At 66.3% G+C, this 19207-nt stretch carries 20 protein-coding genes; 13 read left to right on the plus strand and 7 right to left on the minus strand.

All coding sequences use genetic code 11. The features are described from left to right. The first annotated feature begins 66 nt into the window (after positions 1-66). Genes QTI04_RS10675 through QTI04_RS10700 form a run of 6 tightly spaced genes read left to right on the plus strand, consistent with a single transcriptional unit; the run spans position 67 to position 7411 of the window. On the plus strand, positions 67-1374 hold the full coding sequence (locus QTI04_RS10675) for a formylmethanofuran dehydrogenase (RefSeq protein WP_286615582.1): 1308 nt from the start codon (positions 67-69) through the stop codon (positions 1372-1374). Beyond that, positions 1371-3062: a formylmethanofuran dehydrogenase subunit A gene (locus tag QTI04_RS10680; RefSeq protein WP_286615584.1), complete on the plus strand. Its 1692-nt coding sequence runs from the start codon at positions 1371-1373 to the stop codon at positions 3060-3062. Before QTI04_RS10675 ends, QTI04_RS10680 begins: the two co-directional genes overlap by 4 nt. Then, positions 3059-3982: a formylmethanofuran--tetrahydromethanopterin N-formyltransferase gene (fhcD, locus tag QTI04_RS10685; protein WP_286615585.1), complete on the plus strand. Its 924-nt coding sequence runs from the start codon at positions 3059-3061 to the stop codon at positions 3980-3982. The genes QTI04_RS10680 and fhcD overlap by 4 nt, the downstream gene beginning before the upstream one ends. Further along, a complete protein-coding gene (locus QTI04_RS10690; protein ID WP_286615587.1) occupies positions 3979-4794 on the plus strand; it encodes a formylmethanofuran dehydrogenase subunit C in 816 nt (271 codons plus the stop codon). Before fhcD ends, QTI04_RS10690 begins: the two co-directional genes overlap by 4 nt. A gap of 15 nt (positions 4795-4809) precedes the next feature. After that, positions 4810-6705 carry a chorismate-binding protein gene (locus tag QTI04_RS10695; RefSeq protein WP_286615589.1) on the plus strand — a complete coding sequence of 632 codons (1896 nt, stop codon included), beginning with the start codon at positions 4810-4812 and terminating at the stop codon, positions 6703-6705. A gap of 1 nt (position 6706) precedes the next feature. Continuing rightward, positions 6707-7411, plus strand: a complete 705-nt coding sequence (locus tag QTI04_RS10700) for an HAD family phosphatase (RefSeq protein WP_286615590.1) — start codon at positions 6707-6709, stop codon at positions 7409-7411. Here the strand turns inward: QTI04_RS10700 and QTI04_RS10705 are convergent. Further along, the gene (locus tag QTI04_RS10705) at positions 7402-8031 is read right to left on the minus strand and encodes a response regulator (protein ID WP_286598607.1); all 630 of its coding nucleotides are present in this window, start codon (positions 8029-8031) and stop codon (positions 7402-7404) included. The genes QTI04_RS10700 and QTI04_RS10705 overlap by 10 nt on opposite strands. Next, positions 8028-9389: a HAMP domain-containing protein gene (locus QTI04_RS10710; RefSeq protein WP_286615592.1), complete on the minus strand. Its 1362-nt coding sequence runs from the start codon at positions 9387-9389 to the stop codon at positions 8028-8030. Before QTI04_RS10710 ends, QTI04_RS10705 begins: the two co-directional genes overlap by 4 nt. A gap of 206 nt (positions 9390-9595) precedes the next feature. On the opposite strand from QTI04_RS10710, the gene pqqA reads away from it, so the two are divergent. The 5 genes from pqqA (at position 9596) to pqqE (ending at position 12805) form a co-directional block, all read left to right on the plus strand. After that, on the plus strand, positions 9596-9670 hold the full coding sequence (gene pqqA / locus QTI04_RS10715; RefSeq protein WP_286567061.1) for a pyrroloquinoline quinone precursor peptide PqqA: 75 nt from the start codon (positions 9596-9598) through the stop codon (positions 9668-9670). Positions 9671-9760: 90 nt separating this feature from the next. Next, positions 9761-10681, plus strand: a complete 921-nt coding sequence (gene pqqB, locus QTI04_RS10720; RefSeq protein WP_286615594.1) for a pyrroloquinoline quinone biosynthesis protein PqqB — start codon at positions 9761-9763, stop codon at positions 10679-10681. After that, on the plus strand, positions 10678-11394 hold the full coding sequence (gene pqqC, locus QTI04_RS10725) for a pyrroloquinoline-quinone synthase PqqC (RefSeq protein WP_286615596.1): 717 nt from the start codon (positions 10678-10680) through the stop codon (positions 11392-11394). The genes pqqB and pqqC overlap by 4 nt, the downstream gene beginning before the upstream one ends. Beyond that, on the plus strand, positions 11391-11666 hold the full coding sequence (pqqD, locus tag QTI04_RS10730) for a pyrroloquinoline quinone biosynthesis peptide chaperone PqqD (protein ID WP_286598601.1): 276 nt from the start codon (positions 11391-11393) through the stop codon (positions 11664-11666). The genes pqqC and pqqD overlap by 4 nt, the downstream gene beginning before the upstream one ends. Next, the gene (gene pqqE / locus QTI04_RS10735; protein WP_286615598.1) at positions 11657-12805 is read left to right on the plus strand and encodes a pyrroloquinoline quinone biosynthesis protein PqqE; all 1149 of its coding nucleotides are present in this window, start codon (positions 11657-11659) and stop codon (positions 12803-12805) included. The genes pqqD and pqqE overlap by 10 nt, the downstream gene beginning before the upstream one ends. Before the next feature lie 20 nt (positions 12806-12825). On the opposite strand, the gene QTI04_RS10740 is transcribed toward pqqE, so the two are convergent. From QTI04_RS10740 to QTI04_RS10760, 5 genes are all read right to left on the minus strand, one after another. After that, on the minus strand, positions 12826-13209 hold the full coding sequence (locus QTI04_RS10740; RefSeq protein ID WP_286598598.1) for a hypothetical protein: 384 nt from the start codon (positions 13207-13209) through the stop codon (positions 12826-12828). 10 nt (positions 13210-13219) lie between these two features. Beyond that, positions 13220-13897, minus strand: coding sequence for a hypothetical protein (locus tag QTI04_RS10745; RefSeq protein ID WP_286598596.1), 678 nt, complete (start codon positions 13895-13897; stop codon positions 13220-13222). Positions 13898-13915: 18 nt separating this feature from the next. Then, positions 13916-14758 carry a substrate-binding domain-containing protein gene (locus tag QTI04_RS10750; protein ID WP_286615739.1) on the minus strand — a complete coding sequence of 281 codons (843 nt, stop codon included), beginning with the start codon at positions 14756-14758 and terminating at the stop codon, positions 13916-13918. 23 nt (positions 14759-14781) lie between these two features. Then, on the minus strand, positions 14782-15141 hold the full coding sequence (locus QTI04_RS10755) for a cytochrome c (protein WP_286599271.1): 360 nt from the start codon (positions 15139-15141) through the stop codon (positions 14782-14784). Between the two features lie 123 nt (positions 15142-15264). Further along, positions 15265-17088, minus strand: coding sequence for a methanol/ethanol family PQQ-dependent dehydrogenase (locus QTI04_RS10760; RefSeq protein ID WP_286598595.1), 1824 nt, complete (start codon positions 17086-17088; stop codon positions 15265-15267). Positions 17089-17453: 365 nt separating this feature from the next. On the opposite strand from QTI04_RS10760, the gene QTI04_RS10765 reads away from it, so the two are divergent. Continuing rightward, positions 17454-18167: an ATP-binding cassette domain-containing protein gene (locus QTI04_RS10765; protein WP_286599270.1), complete on the plus strand. Its 714-nt coding sequence runs from the start codon at positions 17454-17456 to the stop codon at positions 18165-18167. A 110-nt stretch (positions 18168-18277) separates the two neighbouring features. Next, positions 18278-19195, plus strand: a complete 918-nt coding sequence (locus tag QTI04_RS10770; protein ID WP_286599269.1) for a PQQ-dependent catabolism-associated beta-propeller protein — start codon at positions 18278-18280, stop codon at positions 19193-19195. Positions 19196-19207 lie beyond the last annotated feature (12 nt).

The following is a 19207-nucleotide window of genomic DNA, read 5'->3' on the forward strand; positions in this document are numbered from 1 at the left end:
TCCGTTCGCACTCGCGCTGCACCAGTGAGGCGTTCGGTGGGCACATCGCTTGCGTGAAACAGCGCGATGACTGAATCCTTACTGGCGAGGGAAGGCGGTACGGCGCGCTGGACCTGTCCTTTTTGTGTGTTGCTTTGCGACGATCTGAGCGTCCGGACCAGCGCGTCCGGCGCGTCGCTGGAACTGGCCGATGGCCAGTGCGCCAGCGCGCGCGTTGGCCTCGCGCGCTTTTCGGCCACTCCTTCGGCCGCGACACCGCTGATCGATGGGAATGCCGCCGAGCTGTCCGATGCGATCGCAGAGGCTGCTCGCATACTGGCGGCGTGCAGGCAGCCACTTTTCGGCGGCCTGGGCACCGACGTGGCAGGCGCCCGCGCCGTGTACCGCCTGGCCTGCGAAACCGGCGCGATCTGCGACCCCGCCGGTGGCACGGCGCTGATGCAGTCCGTGCGCTCGCTGCAGGATCGGGGCGGCTTCAGCACCACACTGGCCGAGGTGCGCACCCGCGCCGACCTCATCGTCTGCCTGGGCGAACTGCCTGCCGCGGAAGCGGCCGAGTTCCTTGCGCGCTGCGGGTTGGGGGAGGCGAGCCTGGTTCCGCAGCGGCACGTGGTGTTGCTGGGGGACGCGGCGGCCGGCCAGGCCGAACTGACGGCGCTGGCCCGCCACAGCGGCGTCACGACCGAGGTGGTCCCGCTGCACGGCGACTTGTTCTCCACGGTGGCCTTGCTGTCGGCGCTGCTGGCGCGACGCGCCGTGCGCTCAGCGCCCCTGCCGCTCGCTGCATTGGCCGAGCGCTTGCGCGCCGCACGCTACGCCGTGATCGTCGGCCAAACGGGCCGGTTGCCGGCGAAAGGCGCCTTGATCATCGAAGGCGTCCAACGCATCGTCAGCACACTCAACAGCACCACGCGCGCGGGTGCGATGTGGCTGGGTGGCGGCAACGGCGCGGGCACGGTCAACGAGGTATTCACCTGGCTCTCGGGCTTGCCCCTGCGCTCCCGCTCCGGCCCCGCCGGGCTGGAGCACGAACCGCTGTGCTTCGACGCCGAGCGCCTTCTGGCCGACGCGGCCGTAGATGGCCTGCTGTGGATTTCGAGCTTCGACCCCACGTGTGCGCCGCCCGATTCGCCTGTGCCGCTCGTTCTGCTGGGGCATCCCGACCTGGCTTCGCCGGCAGCGCGCGTCGGGAGCGTGTTCATTCCCGTGTCGACACCGGGCATCGGCTCGGCCGGCCATCTGTTCCGCGCCGACGGCGGTACGGTGCTGCCGCTGGTTCCGGTCTATCGCGACACCTTGCCCACGCTGGCCGAAGTGGTCGGCAGCATCACGCAGGATGTGCGGGCGTCACGCGCCAAGGCGGCCAGTCCATGAGCAGCATGCGCCTGCGCGGCGGTCGCATCATCGATCCGACCCAGCCCGCCGACACCGTGCGAGACCTGTGCGTGCTGGACGGCCGCATCGCGTCGCTCGATGCGCGCGATCCGGTCGATGTCGAGGTCGACGCGAGCGGCTGCGTCGTGATGGCGGGCGGCATCGACATGCACACGCACATCGGCGGCGGCAAGGTCAACCTCGCGCGCCTGCTGATGCCCGAGCTTCATCGCGCCAATGGCAATCCGATGGCGCTCTCGGCCAACCCGCTCGAACTGGCGTCCTGCGGCGGCTGTGCGCCCGGCACGCTGGCCACGGGCTACCGCTATGTGGAGATGGGCTACACCGCCGCCTTCGAGCCGGCGATGGTCGCGAGCAATGCGCGCCACGCGCACATGGAAATGGGCGACACGCCGATCCTCGATCACGGCGCCTACGTGATGCTCGGCAATGACGAGTTGTTTCTCGAACTGCTGTCCAAGGGCGGCGAGGGCGGGCACAACTTCGAGACCCTCCGCGACTACATGGGCTGGACGATTCACTCGACCAAGGCGATGGGCGTCAAGGTGGTCAACCCCGCGGGCATTTCAGCCTTCAAGTTCAACCAGCGCAAGCTGGACGTCGACGAGCGCCATGTCCACTGGCAGGTGACGCCGCGCCAGGTGGTACACACGCTGGCGCGGGCCCTGCGCGAACTCGGCGTGCCGCACCCGCTGCACATCCACGGCAGCAACCTCGGCGTGGCCGGCAACATCGAATCGACGCTCCAGACCATCCAGGCGCTGGAAGGATTGCCCGCGCACCTGACGCACGTGCAGTTCCACGCCTATGGCACCGAAGGGCCGAAGAAGTTTTCATCGGCGGCGCTGCAACTCGCCGAAGCCGTCAATGCCAACCCGAACGTCAGCATCGATGTCGGACAGATCATGTTCGGCCAGACCGTCACGGCCTCGGGCGACACGATGCGCCAGCATGCCCAGTCCGGACTCGCCAGCCCGCGCAAATGGGCCGGCAGCGACATCGAGTGCGAGGCCGGTTGCGGTGTCGTTCCCTTCAGGTACCGCGAGCAGAGCTACGTGAATGCCTTGCAGTGGGTCATCGGCCTGGAGATTTTCCTGCTCGTCACGGACCCGTGGCGCGTGGTGCTGACCACCGACCACCCCAACGGGGGACCGTTCACCAGCTACCCGCACCTGATCCGCCTGCTGATGGACCGCAGCTTCCGCGAAGAGCAACTGGCGAAGCTGCACCCGGACGTGGCGGCGAACTGCGCGTTGCGCTCGATCACGCGCGAGCTGACGCTGCGGGAGATCGCCATCATGACGCGCGCCGCGCCCGCGCGGCTGCTGGGCTTGCGCGACAGGGGGCACCTGGGCATGGGTGCGGCGGCGGACATTGCGGTGTACCGCGAACGGGCTGACCGCGAAGCGATGTTCACCACGCCCGAGTTCGTCTTCAAGGATGGCGGGTTGGTGGCGCGCGGAGGTCGCATCACTGCCGTGCCAGTCGGCGGCACCCATTTCGTCGAGCCGGACTACGACCGCGGCATCGAGAAGACCTTGCGCAAGCACCTCGCGGCGCACGGCTCCGTGAATTTCGATCACATCGCGATCGGCCACGATGAACTGTGCAACTGCTGCAACGGCGGGCGGCTGCTGCCGGCGGCGTGTTTCAAGGGTTTGTCATGAGCGATCCCTTGATCAGAAACGGCGTGCAGATCGACGACGGCTTCGCCGAAGCCTTTCCGATGAAGGCCACGCGCATCATCATCACTGCGCACAACGCCACTTGGGCGCGTCATGCGGCGGTGTCGGCGACCGGCCTGGCCACCTCGGTGATCGCCTGCGGCTGCGAGGCAGGCATCGAACGCGAACTCGGGCCCGAAGACACGCCCGACGGACGCCCCGGCCTCAGCGTGCTGATCTTCTCGATGTCGGGCAAGGAGCTGGCCAAGCAGGTCGAGCGGCGTGTCGGCCAATGCGTGCTGACCTGCCCGACGACCGCCGTGTACGCCGGCATCGCCGAAGGGGAGGCGATCGCGCTGGGGCAGAACCTGCGCTTCTTCGGCGATGGCTGGCAAATCTCGAAAGTGATCGATGGCGTGCGCTATTGGCGGGTGCCGGTGATGGACGGCGAGTTCGTCGCGCAGGAAAGCACGGCGGTGGTGAAGGGCGTGGGCGGCGGCAACCTGCTGCTGCTGTGCAGCGACACCGACAGCGCGCTGGCCGTCTCCGAGGCGGCAGTCAACGCGATGAGGACGCTGCCCAACGTGATCCTGCCCTTTCCCGGAGGCGTGGTGCGTTCCGGCTCGAAGGTGGGCAGCAAATACGCGGCGCTGAATGCGTCGACCAACGACGCTTTCTGCCCCAGCCTCTACGGTCTGGTGGCCCATAGCGAGCTGACGCCGCAGACACGCTGCGTGATGGAGATCGTGATCGACGGCCTGACCGAAGCAGATGTCGGCGCGGCGATGCGCGTGGGCATGCAGGCTGGCATCGCATGCGGTGCGGCCTGTGGGCTGCTGCGCATTTCGGCGGGCAACTACGGCGGCAAGCTCGGCCCGTTCCACTTCCATCTGCGCAAGCTGCTGGGGGAGGGCGGTCCATGAGCGGCTGGCGATTGACGCTCAAGGCATCGCCTGCACTCCGGGTGGACCTGCGCGGCGTGACGCCTGGGGCGTTGGCGAATTTGTCGGTCACCGAGGTCGAGCGCGTGACTGTGGGGTATGGCAACGCATGGGTCCCGCTGGCAGAGTTCTTCAAGCTGGAGCCGCACGACAGCGACGGGCTCGTTTTCGACGGCGACTTGTCGCGCTTCGATCGCGTGGGCTGGCAGCTGGCGGGGGGCCGCATCCATGTCGATGGCAACGTCGGGCACTATGCCGGGGGCTGCATGAGCGCGGGCGAGTTGCGAGTCAACGGACGCGCCGGCCTGCTGGCCGCCTGTGAGATGGCAGGCGGCACCTTCACCGTGCAGGGCGATGTGGACGATTTCGCGGCCAGCACCTTGCCGGGCAGCATGGACGGCATGCGCGGCGGCACCTTCGTCGTCAAGGGCAATGCCGGTGCGCGATTCGGGGATCGCATGCGGCGCGGCAGCGCGATCGTGCACGGCGATGCCGGCGACTTCCTGGCCTCGCGCGTGGTCGCTGGCACCATTGCCGTCGGCGGGCGCCCCGGAGCGCACGCGGGCTGGGGCATGCGGCGCGGCAGCGTCGTGTTCGCCAGCGGTCAGGCGGCTTGGGACGCTCCCGCGACCTTCGTTCCCGCGCTTGCTGCGGCGGAGGTGTTCTGGCAATTGCTGGCACGCGATCTGGCACGCCACGGCGGACCCTTCGCGGCGCTGGGCAACCGGCGCATCGAACGGCACCTGGGGGACTTGGCAGTGGACGGCAGGGGCGAGATGATCATTGCCTTTTAGCTAGCGAACCGTACCTTGAAAACCTCGCCCACCGATTGTTTCGCACTGCTCGACGATAGCGAGGCGACCCCCGACCGGCCGACGAGCCGGCTGTACCGTGGCTTCGTGCGCGAGCACCACTGCACCGACCCGGCCGGCCTCGATGCGATGTGGGCCCCGGTGGATGCCGACCTGCGCGAAGGTCTGCACGCCGTTCTGCTCATCGACTACGAATGGGGCACCAAGCTCCTGAAGGCAGGCCACGAGCGACTCGGCAACGACGACGCATCCGCATTGCGCGTGCTGATGTTCCGCGACCTTTCGCGACTCTCGGCCGCCGAGGTGGATGATTGGCTCGCGGGCATCGAACCGGGGCCGGTGTCCGCGGCCGGCGTGCTGGGCCTGACGCCCAGCGTCGATGAGCCGGCGTTCACCGAGGCCATCGCGCGCATCCACGAGGCCATCGCAGCCGGCGAGACCTATCAGGTCAACTACACCTTCCGACTGCTCGGACAAGCCTATGGATCGCCGGTGGCGCTGTATCGGCGATTGCGCGGTCGCCAGCCGGTGTCCTACGGCGCGCTGATCACCTTGCCCGCACGTTGCGGATCCGTGGATGCGGTGACACACGTGCTGTCCTGCTCGCCGGAACTCTTCCTTCGCCACGAGGAAGGCCTGCTCACCGCCCGGCCCATGAAAGGCACGGCCTCGCGCGCGCAAGGCGTAGAAGGCGACAGCGAGACCGCGCGACTGCTGTCGATCGACGTCAAGAACCGGGCCGAGAACGTGATGATCGTCGACCTGCTGCGCAATGACCTGGGCCGCCTCGCGCAGATCGGCAGCGTGAAGGTGGCGGAACTGTTCGCGATCGAGCCCTACAACACGCTGTTCCAGATGACCTCCACCGTGCAGGCCCGCTTGAAGCCCGAAGTCGGCTTTCCGGAGGTGCTGCGTGCCGTGTTCCCGTGCGGCTCGATCACCGGTGCGCCCAAGCACCACACGATGCAGTTGATCTCCGGATTGGAGACCACGCCCCGCGGCCTCTATTGCGGCGCCATCGGCTGGATGGATGCGCCGGAGGGCGTGGCGCGCGTGGGCGACTTCTGCTTGTCGGTGGCGATTCGAACACTGACGCTGGGGCACGAAGTGCGGGGCCTGCGGCCCGCGCGCCTGGGCATCGGCGCGGGCATCGTGGCGGACAGCCAGGCCGTCGACGAGTTCAGGGAAAGTCATCTGAAGGCGCGATTCCTGACGGGCTTGGATCCCGGCTTCGAATTGTTCGAGACGATGCTTGCCGTGTCGGAACAAGGCGCCCGGCCGGTGCTTCGCCATCTCGATCGCCATCTGGCGAGGATGGCGCACAGCGCCCGCGTGCTGGGCTTTGGATTCGACCGTGCTTCGGCCCTGGACGCCGTGTCGGGGCTCGTCCAGTCCTTGGTGCCCGACATGCGCTGGCGCGTGCGGCTGGCACTGTCCCATGACGGGAGTCTGCAACTCCAGCATGCGGCCCTTGCGCCCCTGGAAGTCGAATCGGTCGTGCTCCGGGTGGCCGACGAACGCCTGCCCAATTTCAATCCGTTGGCCGCCCACAAGACCGCGCTGCGTCAGGTGTACGACGAAGGCGTACGTGCTGCCGAGCGTGTCGGCGCATTCGACAGCCTGTTCTTCACGACCGATGGCCGCCTGGTCGAAGGCGGTCGTACGTCGGTGTTCCTGAAGATCGATGGCCGATGGATCACGCCCCCGGTGACCGACGGCGCGCTGCCGGGCGTGATGCGCGGCTGCCTGCTCGAAGACCCGGCGTGGGGCGCCATCGAGCGCAGCCTGGGGTGGAGCGATCTGCAACGGGCCGAGGCCATCGTCGTGTGCAATGCGCTGCGTGGCACGCTGCCCGCGCGGCTGATGCAAGCGGTGCCTGCACAGGTCGAGTGACATGGGCTCCGGCAAGCTCGCGCTGTTCGATCTGGACCTCACGCTGATCCCTTTCGACAGCGGCATGGCCTGGACGCAATTCCTGATCGGCCGGGGCATCCTGCCGGCCGACGCCGAGGGGCGCTACCTGGCTTACTGTCACGAATACATTGCCGGGACGCTCGACATCCATGCCATGCACCGCGCCAACATGCGGCCGCTGCTGCAGTATCCACGGGCGACCCTCACCCAATGGCAGCAGGAGTTCGAGGGCGAGATGGCGCCCCGCATGCCGGCATGGGCTTTGGCGCTTGTGAAGCGCCATCAGGACAACGGTGACCTGTGCGCCATCGTCACTGCGACCACGGAACTGATTTCCGGGCCGATCGCGCGCCTGTTCGGCGTCGACCAACTGGTGGCCACGCGCCCCGCCACCGTGGATGGACTGGCGAGGTCGCCGTTCACCGGAGAGATCGACGGTGAGCCCTGCTACCGGCAGCACAAGGTGACCCGGGTCAATGATTGGCTGGCTTCACGGCCCCCAGGATCGCGGCGCAGTCTGGCCGAGTTCGAGCAGTCGTGGTTCTATTCCGACGCCATCGGCGACCTGCCGTTGCTCTGTGCCGTCTCCCACCCGGTCGCAGTCTCCCCGGACGAAAGACTGCGTGCGCACGCGTCGCAATCCGGATGGCCGATCCTTGATCCGGGACCGGTCTTTCAAGCCTGAATCAGCCCCCACCGCAGCGCGACCAGCGTCAGCTCCGACTGGTTGCTCGCGCCCAGCTTCTGCTTGACGTGGTACAGGTGCGTCCCCACCGTGCTCGGCGACAGGTTCAGGGTCTCGGCGATCTGCGCCACGGTCTGGCCGCGCGCCAACTGAATGAAGACCGAGAACTCGCGTTCGCTCAGCGTGTCGGCCGGGCTGGTGTCGCCTTCGAGTTGCGTCAGCGCCAGCGCCTGTGCGGTGCGGCCGTCGACATAGCGCTCGCCGCGCGCCACCGCGGTGACTGCGGCGATCAGCGCGTCGGGCGCGCTGCGCTTCGTCAGGTAGCCGAGCGCTCCGGCGCGCAGCACGCGCCTCGGATGGGCGGTGTCTTCGTGGGCCGAGAGGGCCAGGATGCGCGCCTTCGGGTCTTGCGCCAGCAGGCGCCGGACCGCCTCCAGGCCACCCATGCCCGGCATCGAAATGTCCATCACCACGACGTCCGGCCTGACTCGCGGGTAGTCGATGCAGGCTTGCTCGCCGCTCTCGGCTTCCGCCACCACTTCGACCTGCGCGTCGGCCAGCAGCATGCGAAAGCCCACGCGTACCAATGCGTGGTCGTCGACCAGGAGTACGCGGATCATGCGGCGCCCTCGCTGGCCGACAGGGGCAAGCGCACCTGCAGGCGCACGCCATGGGGCGAAACGCGCCCGATCTCCAGGGTGCCCTTCAGCGCCTCGACTCGTTCGGCCAGCCAGCGCAGTCCGTAGTGGCCACTGCGCTGCGGATCCTCGGGCGGCATGCCGCTGCCGTCGTCGACGAGTTCCAGCGTCAATTCGCCGGCGAGGCATTGCAGGGTGAGTTGCAGGCGATGAGCCCTGCCGTGGCGCAGCGCATTGGTGAGGCCTTCCTGCGCCGCCCGGTACAGGGCGAGCGATGCGTCGGCGCCCGGCACCGCGTCGGACAGCTCGACCTTCAGCGCGATCTGCACGTCCGCGTGGGTGCGCTGCGTGCGCTCGACGAGGTCGTTCAGCGCCTCGGCCAGGCCGAAGTTGTCCAGCACCAGGGGTGTCAGGCGGGGGATGATGCCGTGCATCGCGTCGTACAGGCGCGAGGATTCGTCGGCGATCAGGCGCGCCGCCTGTTCGGCCTGCGGGTCGAACGAGTGCACACGCGTGGCGATCGACAGCGCCATGCTTCGCATCGCCGTGACCGACTGGCCGAGCTCGTCATGCAGTTCCCGCGCGATCATGCGGCGCTCGGCTTCGATGTGCTTGTCGATCCACTGCGCGAGGTCGCGGCTGTCGGAGAGCTGCATCTCGGCGCGAACCGCACGGCGTTCGGTCTCGATGTGGCCCTGCAGGACGCCGACCATGCGGTTGAAGGCCGCGCCGATGGCCGCGGCCTCGGTGCCTGCCAGTGGCGGCAGCGCCGCGTTGAACTGCCCGGCTTGCAGCTGGTTCAGGGCCCGGACGATCTGGCCGAAGGGCCGCACCGCACGCCCCACCAGCCAGAACACCATGGCATTGACCACGAGCAGGAATCCGAGGGCGCCCACGGCGAGCGTCACCACGTAATCCCAGGCGTCGACTTCGGCCCGCGAGGCGTTCGCCCGCACGACCAGCTTACCGTCGGGGAACTCGATGGCCTGCACGGAGGGGGTTGGCGTGATCAACGCGCTGAACCAGTCCGGCGCGTCACGGCCGGCCTTGTAGGTGGGCGGCGGGGAGCGGTAGAGCTCGCGTCCTTCCGCATCGAACAGCGTGAGATCGTTGGAGCGGATCCGTCCGATGCTCTGCAGGAAAGCCAGCATAGCCGGCGTGCCTTGTGCAGCGTAGCGCAAGGCCGTGCCCTGCAGCAGCAGCGCGGCAACGCGGTTGGCCGCCACCACTTCCTCATGCACGGATTCGCGCATGCTGCGCAGTTCCAACGCCAGCACGGTCGCTGCGAAAAAGAAAGTCAGCGAAACGACGATGAGGTTGATCTTCAGCCGAAGGCTCATGAGTGGAGGTGGCCCGGATTGGAACGGAGGCGGGCCATGGTAGCGGCTCGCCGGGCCCGGCGTGGGGTCCGATTCATGAAAATCATGAGCCTCGAATCATGATCCGTGGGCTGTGCGGGTCACGCTCGAAGGGAGACCATGCATCAAGGGATCGAAAGATTCCCGCGGCACCACACGGTGTCCGTGTCATTTCAAAGGAGACCTTTATGAAATGGGAAACCCCGACCGCGACTGACGTGCGCCTCGGCTTCGAAATCACGATGTACGTGGCTGCCCGCTGACGCCGGTTGCGGCAGGTCCGGCACTCCGGGGGCATGGCCTTCGGCGTGTCGGCTTGTCTGCACCCGGTCGGGCGTCGTCCATCCCCGCCGATGCGCATCACCGTCCTGGGTTCGGCTGCCGGCGGAGGCTTTCCGCAGTGGAACTGCAATTGCCGGAACTGCGCGGGACTGCGAGCGGGCACGCTGAAAGCAAAGGCACGTACGCAGTCGTCGATCTTCGTTCAGCCTGACGGCGGCGTGGACGGCGTGCTGTTCAACGCATCTCCCGACATCCTCGAGCAGATCCGCAGCAAGCCCGTGCTGCAACCCGCGCGTTCACTGCGCGATTCGGCCATCGCCGGCGTGGTGCTGATGGATGGTCAGATCGATCACGCGACCGGGCTCTTCATGCTGCGCGAGCGCAAGGGCGCGTTGCCCTTGTGGTGTACCGACCCGGTCGCCGAGGACCTGAGCCAAGGCAACCCCGTGCTGCGCGTCCTCGACCACTACTGCGGCGTGGACCGGCATCGCATCGCCCTGGACGGCGGTTCGTTCGCCGTGACAGGCGTCGCGGACCTGAGCTTTCGCGCCTTGCCGCTGTCGAGCAAGGCCGCGCCTTACTCGCCGCACCGCGATCGGCCGGTGGCGGGAGACAACATCGGGATCCTGATCTCCGATGACCGCAGCGGCAGGCGGGCGTTCTATGCGCCCGGGCTCGGGCAGATCACGCCCGAGGTGTTCGACGCCATGGCGCTCGCCGACTGCGTCATGGTCGACGGCACCTTCTGGACCGATGACGAGATGCCGCGCCTCGGCCTGGGCACGAAGACCGCCCGCGACATCGGTCACCTGCCGCAGTCGGGCCCTGGCGGAATGATCGAGTGGATGGCCAAGCTGCCGCAGCACACGCGGCGCATGCTCATCCACGTCAACAACACCAATCCGATCCTCGACGAAGACTCCGATGAGCGTGCGACGCTGACGCGCGCCGGCATCGCGGTCTGCGAGGACAACATGCAGATCGACGTATGACTCAGACCACCCCGGCATGGACGAGGGACGAATTCGAGGCGCAACTGCGCGAGCGCGGTCGCGCCTATCACATCCACCACCCGTTCAATCTCATGCTCAACAGTGGCCGCGCGACGCAAGAGCAGGTACGGGGCTGGGTCGCCAACCGCTTCTATTACCAGATCGCGATTCCGATCAAGGATGCGGCGGTGCTGTCCAACTGCCCCGACCAGGAGGTCCGGCGCGGCTGGGTGCAGCGCATCCTCGACCACGACGGGTTCGAGCTGAATGGCGTGCGCGACGAAGGCGGCATCGAAGCCTGGCTGCGTCTCGCCACGGCGGTGGGCCTCACACGCGAAGAAGTGCTCGACTTGCGCCACGTGGCGCCGGCGATGCGCTTCGCGGTCGACGCCTACGTGAACTTCGCTCGCCGGGCGCCGTGGCAAGAGGCGGTTTGCTCGTCGCTGACGGAACTCTTTGCGCCCGAGATCCACAAGCAGCGGCTGGCGAACTGGCCCGAGCACTACCCGTGGATCGAGCCGGAAGGCATGTCGTACTTCCGCAATCGGGTGAGCCAGGCGCGGCGCGACGTGGAGCAGGGGCTGGCGATCACGCTCGCGCACTTCACCACCCGGCCCATGCAGGAAAGGGCGCTGGAGGTGCTGCAGTTCAAGCTCGACATCCTGTGGGCGATGAGCGATGCGATGGCCCTGAAATACGGAGTGACTCCATGACGCCGCCGAGCATCGCCACCCAGCCGCGTGTCGGAACGGGCTTTCGCCTGCAATGGGAGCCGGCGCAGGACTGCCACGTGTTGCTCTACCCGGAGGGCATGGTGAAGCTGAACCAGAGCGGCGGCGAGATCCTGAAGCGCTGCGACGGGCAGCGCAGCGTCGCGGCCATCGTCAGCGAGTTGGAGCAGGCCTTTTCGACCCAGGGGCTGGGCGAGGATGTGCTGGCTTTCGTCGAGATGGCCGGCAAGCAGCGGTGGCTGGCATGGGACTGACACAGCACGCACCCCCGGGGCCTCCGCTCTGGCTGCTGGCGGAGCTGACCTACCGCTGCCCGCTGCATTGCGTGTTTTGCTACAACCCGATCGACTTTGCGCGGCAGGAAGAAGAGCTCACGACCGAGGACTGGCTGAGGGTATTGCGCCAGGGGCGCGAACTGGGCGCCGTGCAACTGGGCCTGTCGGGCGGCGAACCCCTGGTGCGGGACGATCTGGAGACGATCACGGCCCAAGCGCATCGGCTGGGCTACTACACCAACCTGCTGACGTCCGGCGTCGGCCTGACGGCGGCGCGCGCCGCGGCGCTGAAAGCCGCCGGGCTCGACCACGTCCAGTTGTCCTTCCAAGACTCCACGAAGGAGATGAACGACTTTCTTTCGCACACCAAGACCTTCGAGCTCAAAAGCCGCGTCGCGAAGATCATCAAGGACCAGGGCTGGCCGATGGTGATGAACGTGGTGATCCACCGCATGAACATCGACCACATCGACCGCATCATCGGCATGGCGGCCGAACTCGGCGCCGAGTATCTGGAACTGGCGAACACGCAGTACTACTCCTGGGCCTTTCTGAACCGCGATCACCTGCTGCCGACGCATGCACAGCTGCAGCAGGCCGAGCGCACCACCGACGCCTGGCGGGCGCGGATGGGCGAGCGCATGCGGATCTTCTTCGTTGCGCCCGACTACCACGAAGGCACGCCCAAGCGGTGCGTCAACGGCTGGGGCAGCACCTTCCTGAACGTGACGCCCGACGGCACGGCCTTGCCGTGCCACACGGCGAAGATGCTGCCGGGGCTGAGCTTTCCGAACGTTCGCACGCATGACCTGCGCGAGATCTGGTTCGATTCCGAGGGCTTCAACCGCTATCGCGGCACCGGCTGGATGAAGGAGCCTTGCGTGAGCTGCGAATTCCGCGAGCAGGATCTGGGTGGCTGCCGCTGCCAGGCGTACATGCTGGCCAACGACCCGGCCGTTGCCGACCCGGCCTGCGTGAAGAGTCCGCACCATCACCTGGTGGAAGAGGCCGTCGAGCGCGCGGGCAGCTTGTCGCCGGCGGGTGCCGTGGAGCATCCCCTGGTGTTTCGCGCGCCGGAAAACTCGCGTCGGCTCGGCGGGGTGCCCGTCGAGTCCTGAAGTGCCTGGCTGCGCGCCGACTACCTGGCGTCGGGGGTGATGAAGCAGCCTTTTTCGGCCTTGGCCTGGAGCTCGCGGTAGCGCTTGGCCTGAGGCTCCAGCGAAGGCACGTCGCGAATCGCGCCGCCACGCTCGCCGCCGATGGACATGGCCTTGGTGATCGTGCTCATCGTCACGTAGTCCTTGTACTTGACGTTGGTGGCCAGCGCGTCGAGCGCGCACGAGCACTTGTTGATCATTTCGAACTGAGGACCAGGGTGCGCGCGCATGCATTCCTGCACGTAGAGCACACGGTCCGCGGTGGGGAAGTCGTTTGCATGGGCTGGGCTCGCGCCCATCAGCAGGGCTCCGCACAGGCCCAGCAGCAGAAGGGGCGACTTGAGCGATGTGGGCGAACGTTGCATGGGAGGTCCGTCAGGGTTGGCGTCCGGCGCCGTCGATAAGCATCTCCTCGGCCATCAACGGCGCCGAGGCGGCGGATTCTCCGTCGATTCGGCTGCGGATGCCATAGAGGCCGCCCGGTACGGCATCCGACAGCAGGAAGACATAGGTCTTGTTGGCCAGCTTTTCGAATCGCGCGCGAAGCGGATCGTCGAGGTAGGGCGAGATGCTGATCTCCCGCACCGCGACCGGCTTGCCGCGATAGGGCAGGTTGACGGTGCGCACCGTGGCACCCTGGTACACCGCCATGCGGATGCGCTTGCGGAAGTAGTTGGCCTGGCCTTTCGTCAGGCGCTGCATCTCGCGAATGTCCCGTTCGAGGAAGTAGAGGATGGCCGGGTTGCCTTCGGCGCTTTCGATCTCGGGCTGGCGCACAGCGCGCGCGCCGCTGAAGAACTCGGCGCGAACAGCGCAGCACTTGCCGTCGGGCTGCGCCGTCAGCATCAGGCTCACCGTGTCGTCGAAGGGCTCTTCCAGGGTCCCGGTCTTGTGAAAGGCGTAGTGCAGGGTGAGCGGAGGCCGCAGCCCGGCGAGTTGGTTGTCCATGAAGAGCGCCCGTTCGGCCACCGAGAAATCGGTCGCCGCCACGGCCAGCCAGGGCATCCACCAGATCAACGCGAGTGCCAGTCTGAGGGCGGAAATTGCGTTCATCGGGAGGAGGGGGGCGCACTATTGCTTCGGGGCCGCGTACGAGGCGTCGACGAGCGGCACGCCGTACTCCTTCAGGATGGCCTCGATCTGCGACCGGTTGGATTCGATCAGGCCTTCGACCTGCTGCTTCCATTCGCGCTCGCCGTAGCGCACGCCCATGGCGATCTGGTAGTCGAACTGGACGCCGGGCTCCGATTTCAGCGGCACCACCGCCAGTGGCGGCGACTTGACACGCTGCGCGTAGTAGCCGGCGATCGGGCCCCAGACGATGGCGACGTCGATCTTGCCGGCCGCGAGGTCCTTCTCGATGATCTCGCCGGGATACTGGGCCGGGTCGGCGTTCATGACCTGGTAAGGCACGCCCTGCTCGACGAGGCTGTGCTTGACGAGCCACGCCGATGCGGGCGAGCGGTCGTAGATGCCGATACGCAGCTTGGCCAGTTGGGCCGGATCGAGCTTCAGGAAGTCCTCGCCGGACACCACCTTGTCCAGGCCCTTGCCCTTCGGGAAGACCAACGCGTAGGTCGAGCGGTAGTACGGCTTGGTGACCGACACCTGGTCGTAGCCCGCGGGCACGCCGATCACGATGTCGCACGGGTAGTCCTGGCCCGGCAGCTTGAACCTCAGGGTGTTCCGGATGAAGGCCAGGCGCTGCGGAAAGGAGTAGTAGGTCACCGGCAAACTCAGCGATTTGCCGAACACTTCAGCGATCCTGTTCTCGATCCCCTCGCCCTTGACGTTCGAGAACGGCAGGTTGTTCGGGTCCTGACAGACACGCAGCGCGGTGCGCTTGGCAGGGGTGTCCTGGGCAGCCACGCCGGCCGCGAGCGCCGCCAGCGCGATGCCGGCTGCCGCGAGCATGCATCGATGGGGGCCGGCAAGGGTCATTTGGGTATCTCTTCGACCTTCGCGCGCGTGATGGCGCCGTCGGACCGGCCTTTGAGGTAGGCGTAGAGTTGGTTGATGTTTTCCATGACGACCGGGCTGGTGCCGAAACTCTGCATGCCCTTGTCCAGCCGGCCGTTGGTCACGACCTTGACGAAGTCCTCCTTAGAGAGTGTCTTCATGCTGACGATCAGCGATGGCCCGACCAGTCCTTCCTGGTTGGCGCCGTGGCAGCGGTCGCAGGCGGCGGCGCGCCACGCCCGGAAGCCCTTGATCGTTTCGCTGTCGACCTTGTAGCCATCCACCACCTTGTAAGGGGGCTTGTCGTCCGCGTGAAGTGCGCCTGCCATGGACAGCATTGCGCAAGCGATAAGAAACGCCTTCCTAGAACTCATGATTGCGAGATCCTTGTTGTCTTCAGCATGAAGAGATGGCAGCCTTTCGACTGCCATCTCCGGATCCGGCCCACAGGGGCCCCACACTCAGTTGCCGGGCAGTGCGAACACGGTCAAGGAACCACCGAGCTCGGTGTATTGATTCAGTTCCTTGTAGCCGCCCACGGCGCCCAGGCCATCCTGGTCCTTCTCGAGGCCCGCGGCCATGCCGATGCCGGCCCAGCCGCCGATGCCCGAGAACACCCCGATGTACTGCTTGCCCTTGTGTTCATAGCTGAACACGTTGCCGATGATGCCGGAGGGCGTCTTGAACTTGAAGAGTTCCTTGTTGATGTTCTTCTTGTCCACGCACTTCATGTAGCCCTCGAGCGTGCCGTAGCACGACAGGCCGCCAGCCGTGTTGAGCGCGCCGCTCCACACCGAGAACTTCTCGGGATGGCTCTGCACGATCTTGCCGGTGCCGGCGTTCCAGGTGATGTAGTTGCCCATGCCGCCATGGCTGCCCGGTGCCGGGTACATGGAGAGCGTGGCGCCGACGTACGGTTGTCCGGCGGTGTACTCGACCTTGAACGGCTCATAGTCCATGCACACGTGATTGGTCGGCACGTAGAAGAGCTTGGTCTCCGGGTCGAAGGCGGCCGGCTGCTGGTCCTTGGAGCCCAGCGCTGCCGGGCAGATGCCCTTGCTGTTGACGTCGGGTCCGTTCTGCGCGGTGGAGTACTTGGACACCACTTGCGGGCGACCGGTCTTCATGTCGACGTTCGTGGCCCAGTTCACCTTGGGGTCGTACTTCTCGGCCACCAGCAATGCGCCCGTCACGCGGTCCATCGTGTAGGCAAAGCCATTGCGGTCGAAGTGCACGAGCGCCTTCGTGGGCTTGCCCTTGACGTCGATGTCGGCCAGGATCATCTCGTTGATGCCGTCGAAGTCCCATTCGTCGAACGGCGTCATCTGGTAGGCCCACTTGGCCATGCCGGTGTCGACGTCACGCGCGAAGATAGTCATGGACCACTTGTTGTCGCCGGGGCGCTGCGAGGGGTTCCAGGTCGACGGATTGCCGGTGCCGTAGTACACCAGGTTCAGGTTCTTGTCGTAGCTGTACCAGCCCCAGGTGGTGCCGCCGCCGAGCTTCCACTGATCGCCCTTCCAGGTCTTCAGTGAAGAGTCCTTGCCGACGGGCGCCATCTTGCCGTCGGTCCAGGTCATGGTCTTGTCCGGGTCCATCAGCATTTCGGCATCGGGTCCCGTGCTGTAGGCCTTCCAGACCTCCTTGCCCGTGTTGATGTCGTAGGCCACAAGGAAGCCCCGCACACCCCACTCGCCGCCGCTGATGCCGGTGATGACCTTGTCCTTGAAGACGTGCGGCGCGTTGGTGTTGACGGCGCCCAGCTTCGGGTCCCCGTTCTTCACGGTCCAGACGGGCTTGCCGGTCTTGGCGTCGAGCGCGACGAGATTGCTATCGGCCTGTTGCAGGAAGACCTTGCCCTCGGCATACGCGAGGCCGCGGTACACCGTGTCGCAGCACATCTGCGGGATCACCGCCGGGTCCTGCTTCGGCTCGTACTTCCAGAGGATCTTCTGCGTATCGAGATCGATCGCGAAGACCTTGTTGGGGAACGGTGAATGCAGGTACATCTTGCCGTCGATGACCAGTGGCGAGCCTTCATGCCCTCGCAGCACGCCGGTGGAGAAGGTCCACGCGACCTGCATCTTCCCCACGTTGCCGGTGTTGATCTGCTTGAGCTTGCTGTAGCGCTGGTTGTACATGTCCCCAGCCTGCATCGCCCAATTCTTCGAATTGGCGATATTTTTCTCGACGTCGGCATTGGCTAATGCCAACGCTGGCATCGCGAGGAGCGCCGCAGCCGAATAACGCCAAAGTCGCCCGTGAAAATGCCCGGAAATTCGCATCGAAGTCTCCTTGTTCTGATTCACAGATACCGCCCGCACGGACGTGCCGACAGGGCGACTGCCGCGCAACGCAATGAAGCCGGCAAGTGCACTAAATGCAAGATGCGCGCCCGCTGGAACACTTCGAATTCGCGGGTCCAGCCAGATGCCGCCGCCTCTATTTCGAGTCGTTCGAATTGGCCATTGCGCTAAGGGGAAACCCTCTGCGCCGAAATTGTGGCAACCACTTTCGACACAGAGTGTTTCACCGGCAGACGAAGCATCTGCAGCCCGTGCCGCCTGCAGGGCGCAACCCGCTTGCGCCGATGGGCGCGCCTATTGCATGCTCGAAGGTATTCATGCCACAGACGTTGCCAACGACGACCATGCTGCGGACCACCGGTCTGACCAAGCGCTACGGCGCGCGGGCGGCGCTCAAGAGCCTTTCACTCAGCCTGGCGTCAGGTCAGTTCGTGGCGCTGCTGGGGCCCAATGGCGCGGGCAAGTCGACCTTGTTCCAGGTGCTCACCGGGCTGTTTGCCGCCGACGAAGGCGAGGTCGAAGTGGCCGGCCATTCGTTCCACCGGTCTGCGACAGCGGCCTTGCGCCATATCGGCGTCGTGTTCCAGCAGGTGTCGCTCGACCTGGATCTCAGCATCCGCCGGAACCTGCTGTTTCAGGCCGACCTGCACGGGCTGCCGCGGCGCCTGGCGGCGCAGCGCATCGAGGCCGGCTGCGCCCAGCTCGGCATCGACGCCGATCTCGATCGCAGGGTGCGCGAGTTGTCCGGCGGCAATCGACGCAAGGTCGAACTCGTGCGCGCCTTGCTGCATCGGCCCTCCGTGCTGCTGATGGATGAAGCCACGGTGGGCCTGGACCCCCGATCGCGCCAGGACCTGATGCGCGCCCTGCATGCGAACGTGCAGGAGCGCGGAGTCTGCGTCCTGTGGGCCACGCATCGGGTGGAGGAGGCCGAAGGTGCCGACCGCGTCCTCGTGCTGCACCACGGCGAACTCCTGGCCGATGGCACGCCGGCCCAGGTGACACAGGCGCTGGGACAACCCACGCTGGAGGAGGGCTTCATCGCGCGCACGAGCTGATCCGTAGTTCCGATTCAAATCAACAAGGAGACGTCGAGATGGTTGAAGTTGCCGGGGTTCCGAAGTGTGCCGCCCGTTCGTTAGCGGCCTTGTTGGGCGCGTGCCTCGGCATGGCCGCGATGGCGCAGGGCACCGCCTATGTGTCGAGCGAGAAAGACCAGGCAGTCACGCTGATCGACCTGGCCACGCTCAGCGTCAAGGGCACCATTCCGACGTGCAAGCGAGGGCGGCACATCCAGGTCATGCCGGATCGCCTGATCATGCTCGCCTGCACCGAGTCGAACGTTGCGGACGTGATCGACCCGGCGACGGGCAAGTCGCTGCGCCGCGTTCCGCTGGGCGACGAGCCCGAGGCCTTCGATTTGTCGCCGGACGGAAAGACCATCTACGTGTCCAACGAGGACGAAGGCGCGGTCAGCTTCGTCGATGCGTCGAACGGCAAGGTGCTCAAGTCGATCAAGGTCGGCAAGGAGCCCGAAGGCGTGAAAGTCAGTGCGGACGGCAAGACGCTGTACGTGACCTCCGAGGTCGCGAGCCTCGTGCACGTGATCGACGTCGCCAGCGCTTCCATCGTCAAGAACGTCAAAGTGGGCAAGCGGCCACGTCGCATGGCCTTCACGCCCGACGGCAAGGAGCTGTGGGTCACGAATGAACTCGATGCCAGCGTCAGCATCATCGACACGGCCACCCGTGCCGTGGTCGGCAATCTGAAGTTCGAAGTCAAGGGCGCGCGCAGCGAAGACATCACGCCGGTGGGCATCCAGATGTCGCGCGACGGCAAGCGCGCCTTCGTGGCGCTGGGCAGGGCGAATCACGTCGCGTTCGTCGACGTGCCGCAGCGCAAGGTCACGAATCTCGTGCTGGTCGGCAAGCGCGCGTGGAACGTCACGCTCGACAAGGCCGAAGCCCGGCTGTATGTGGTCAACGGTTTGAGCGACGACGTGACGGTGGTCGATGTCGCGGCGGCCAAGCCGATCAAGAGCATCCCGGTCGGCCGCGTGCCCTATGGGCTGGTGGTGGTTGAATGAAGGGAGCCGCCT

Source organism: Variovorax sp. J22R115, from assembly GCF_030317005.1.
Lineage (GTDB): Bacteria > Pseudomonadota > Gammaproteobacteria > Burkholderiales > Burkholderiaceae_C > Variovorax.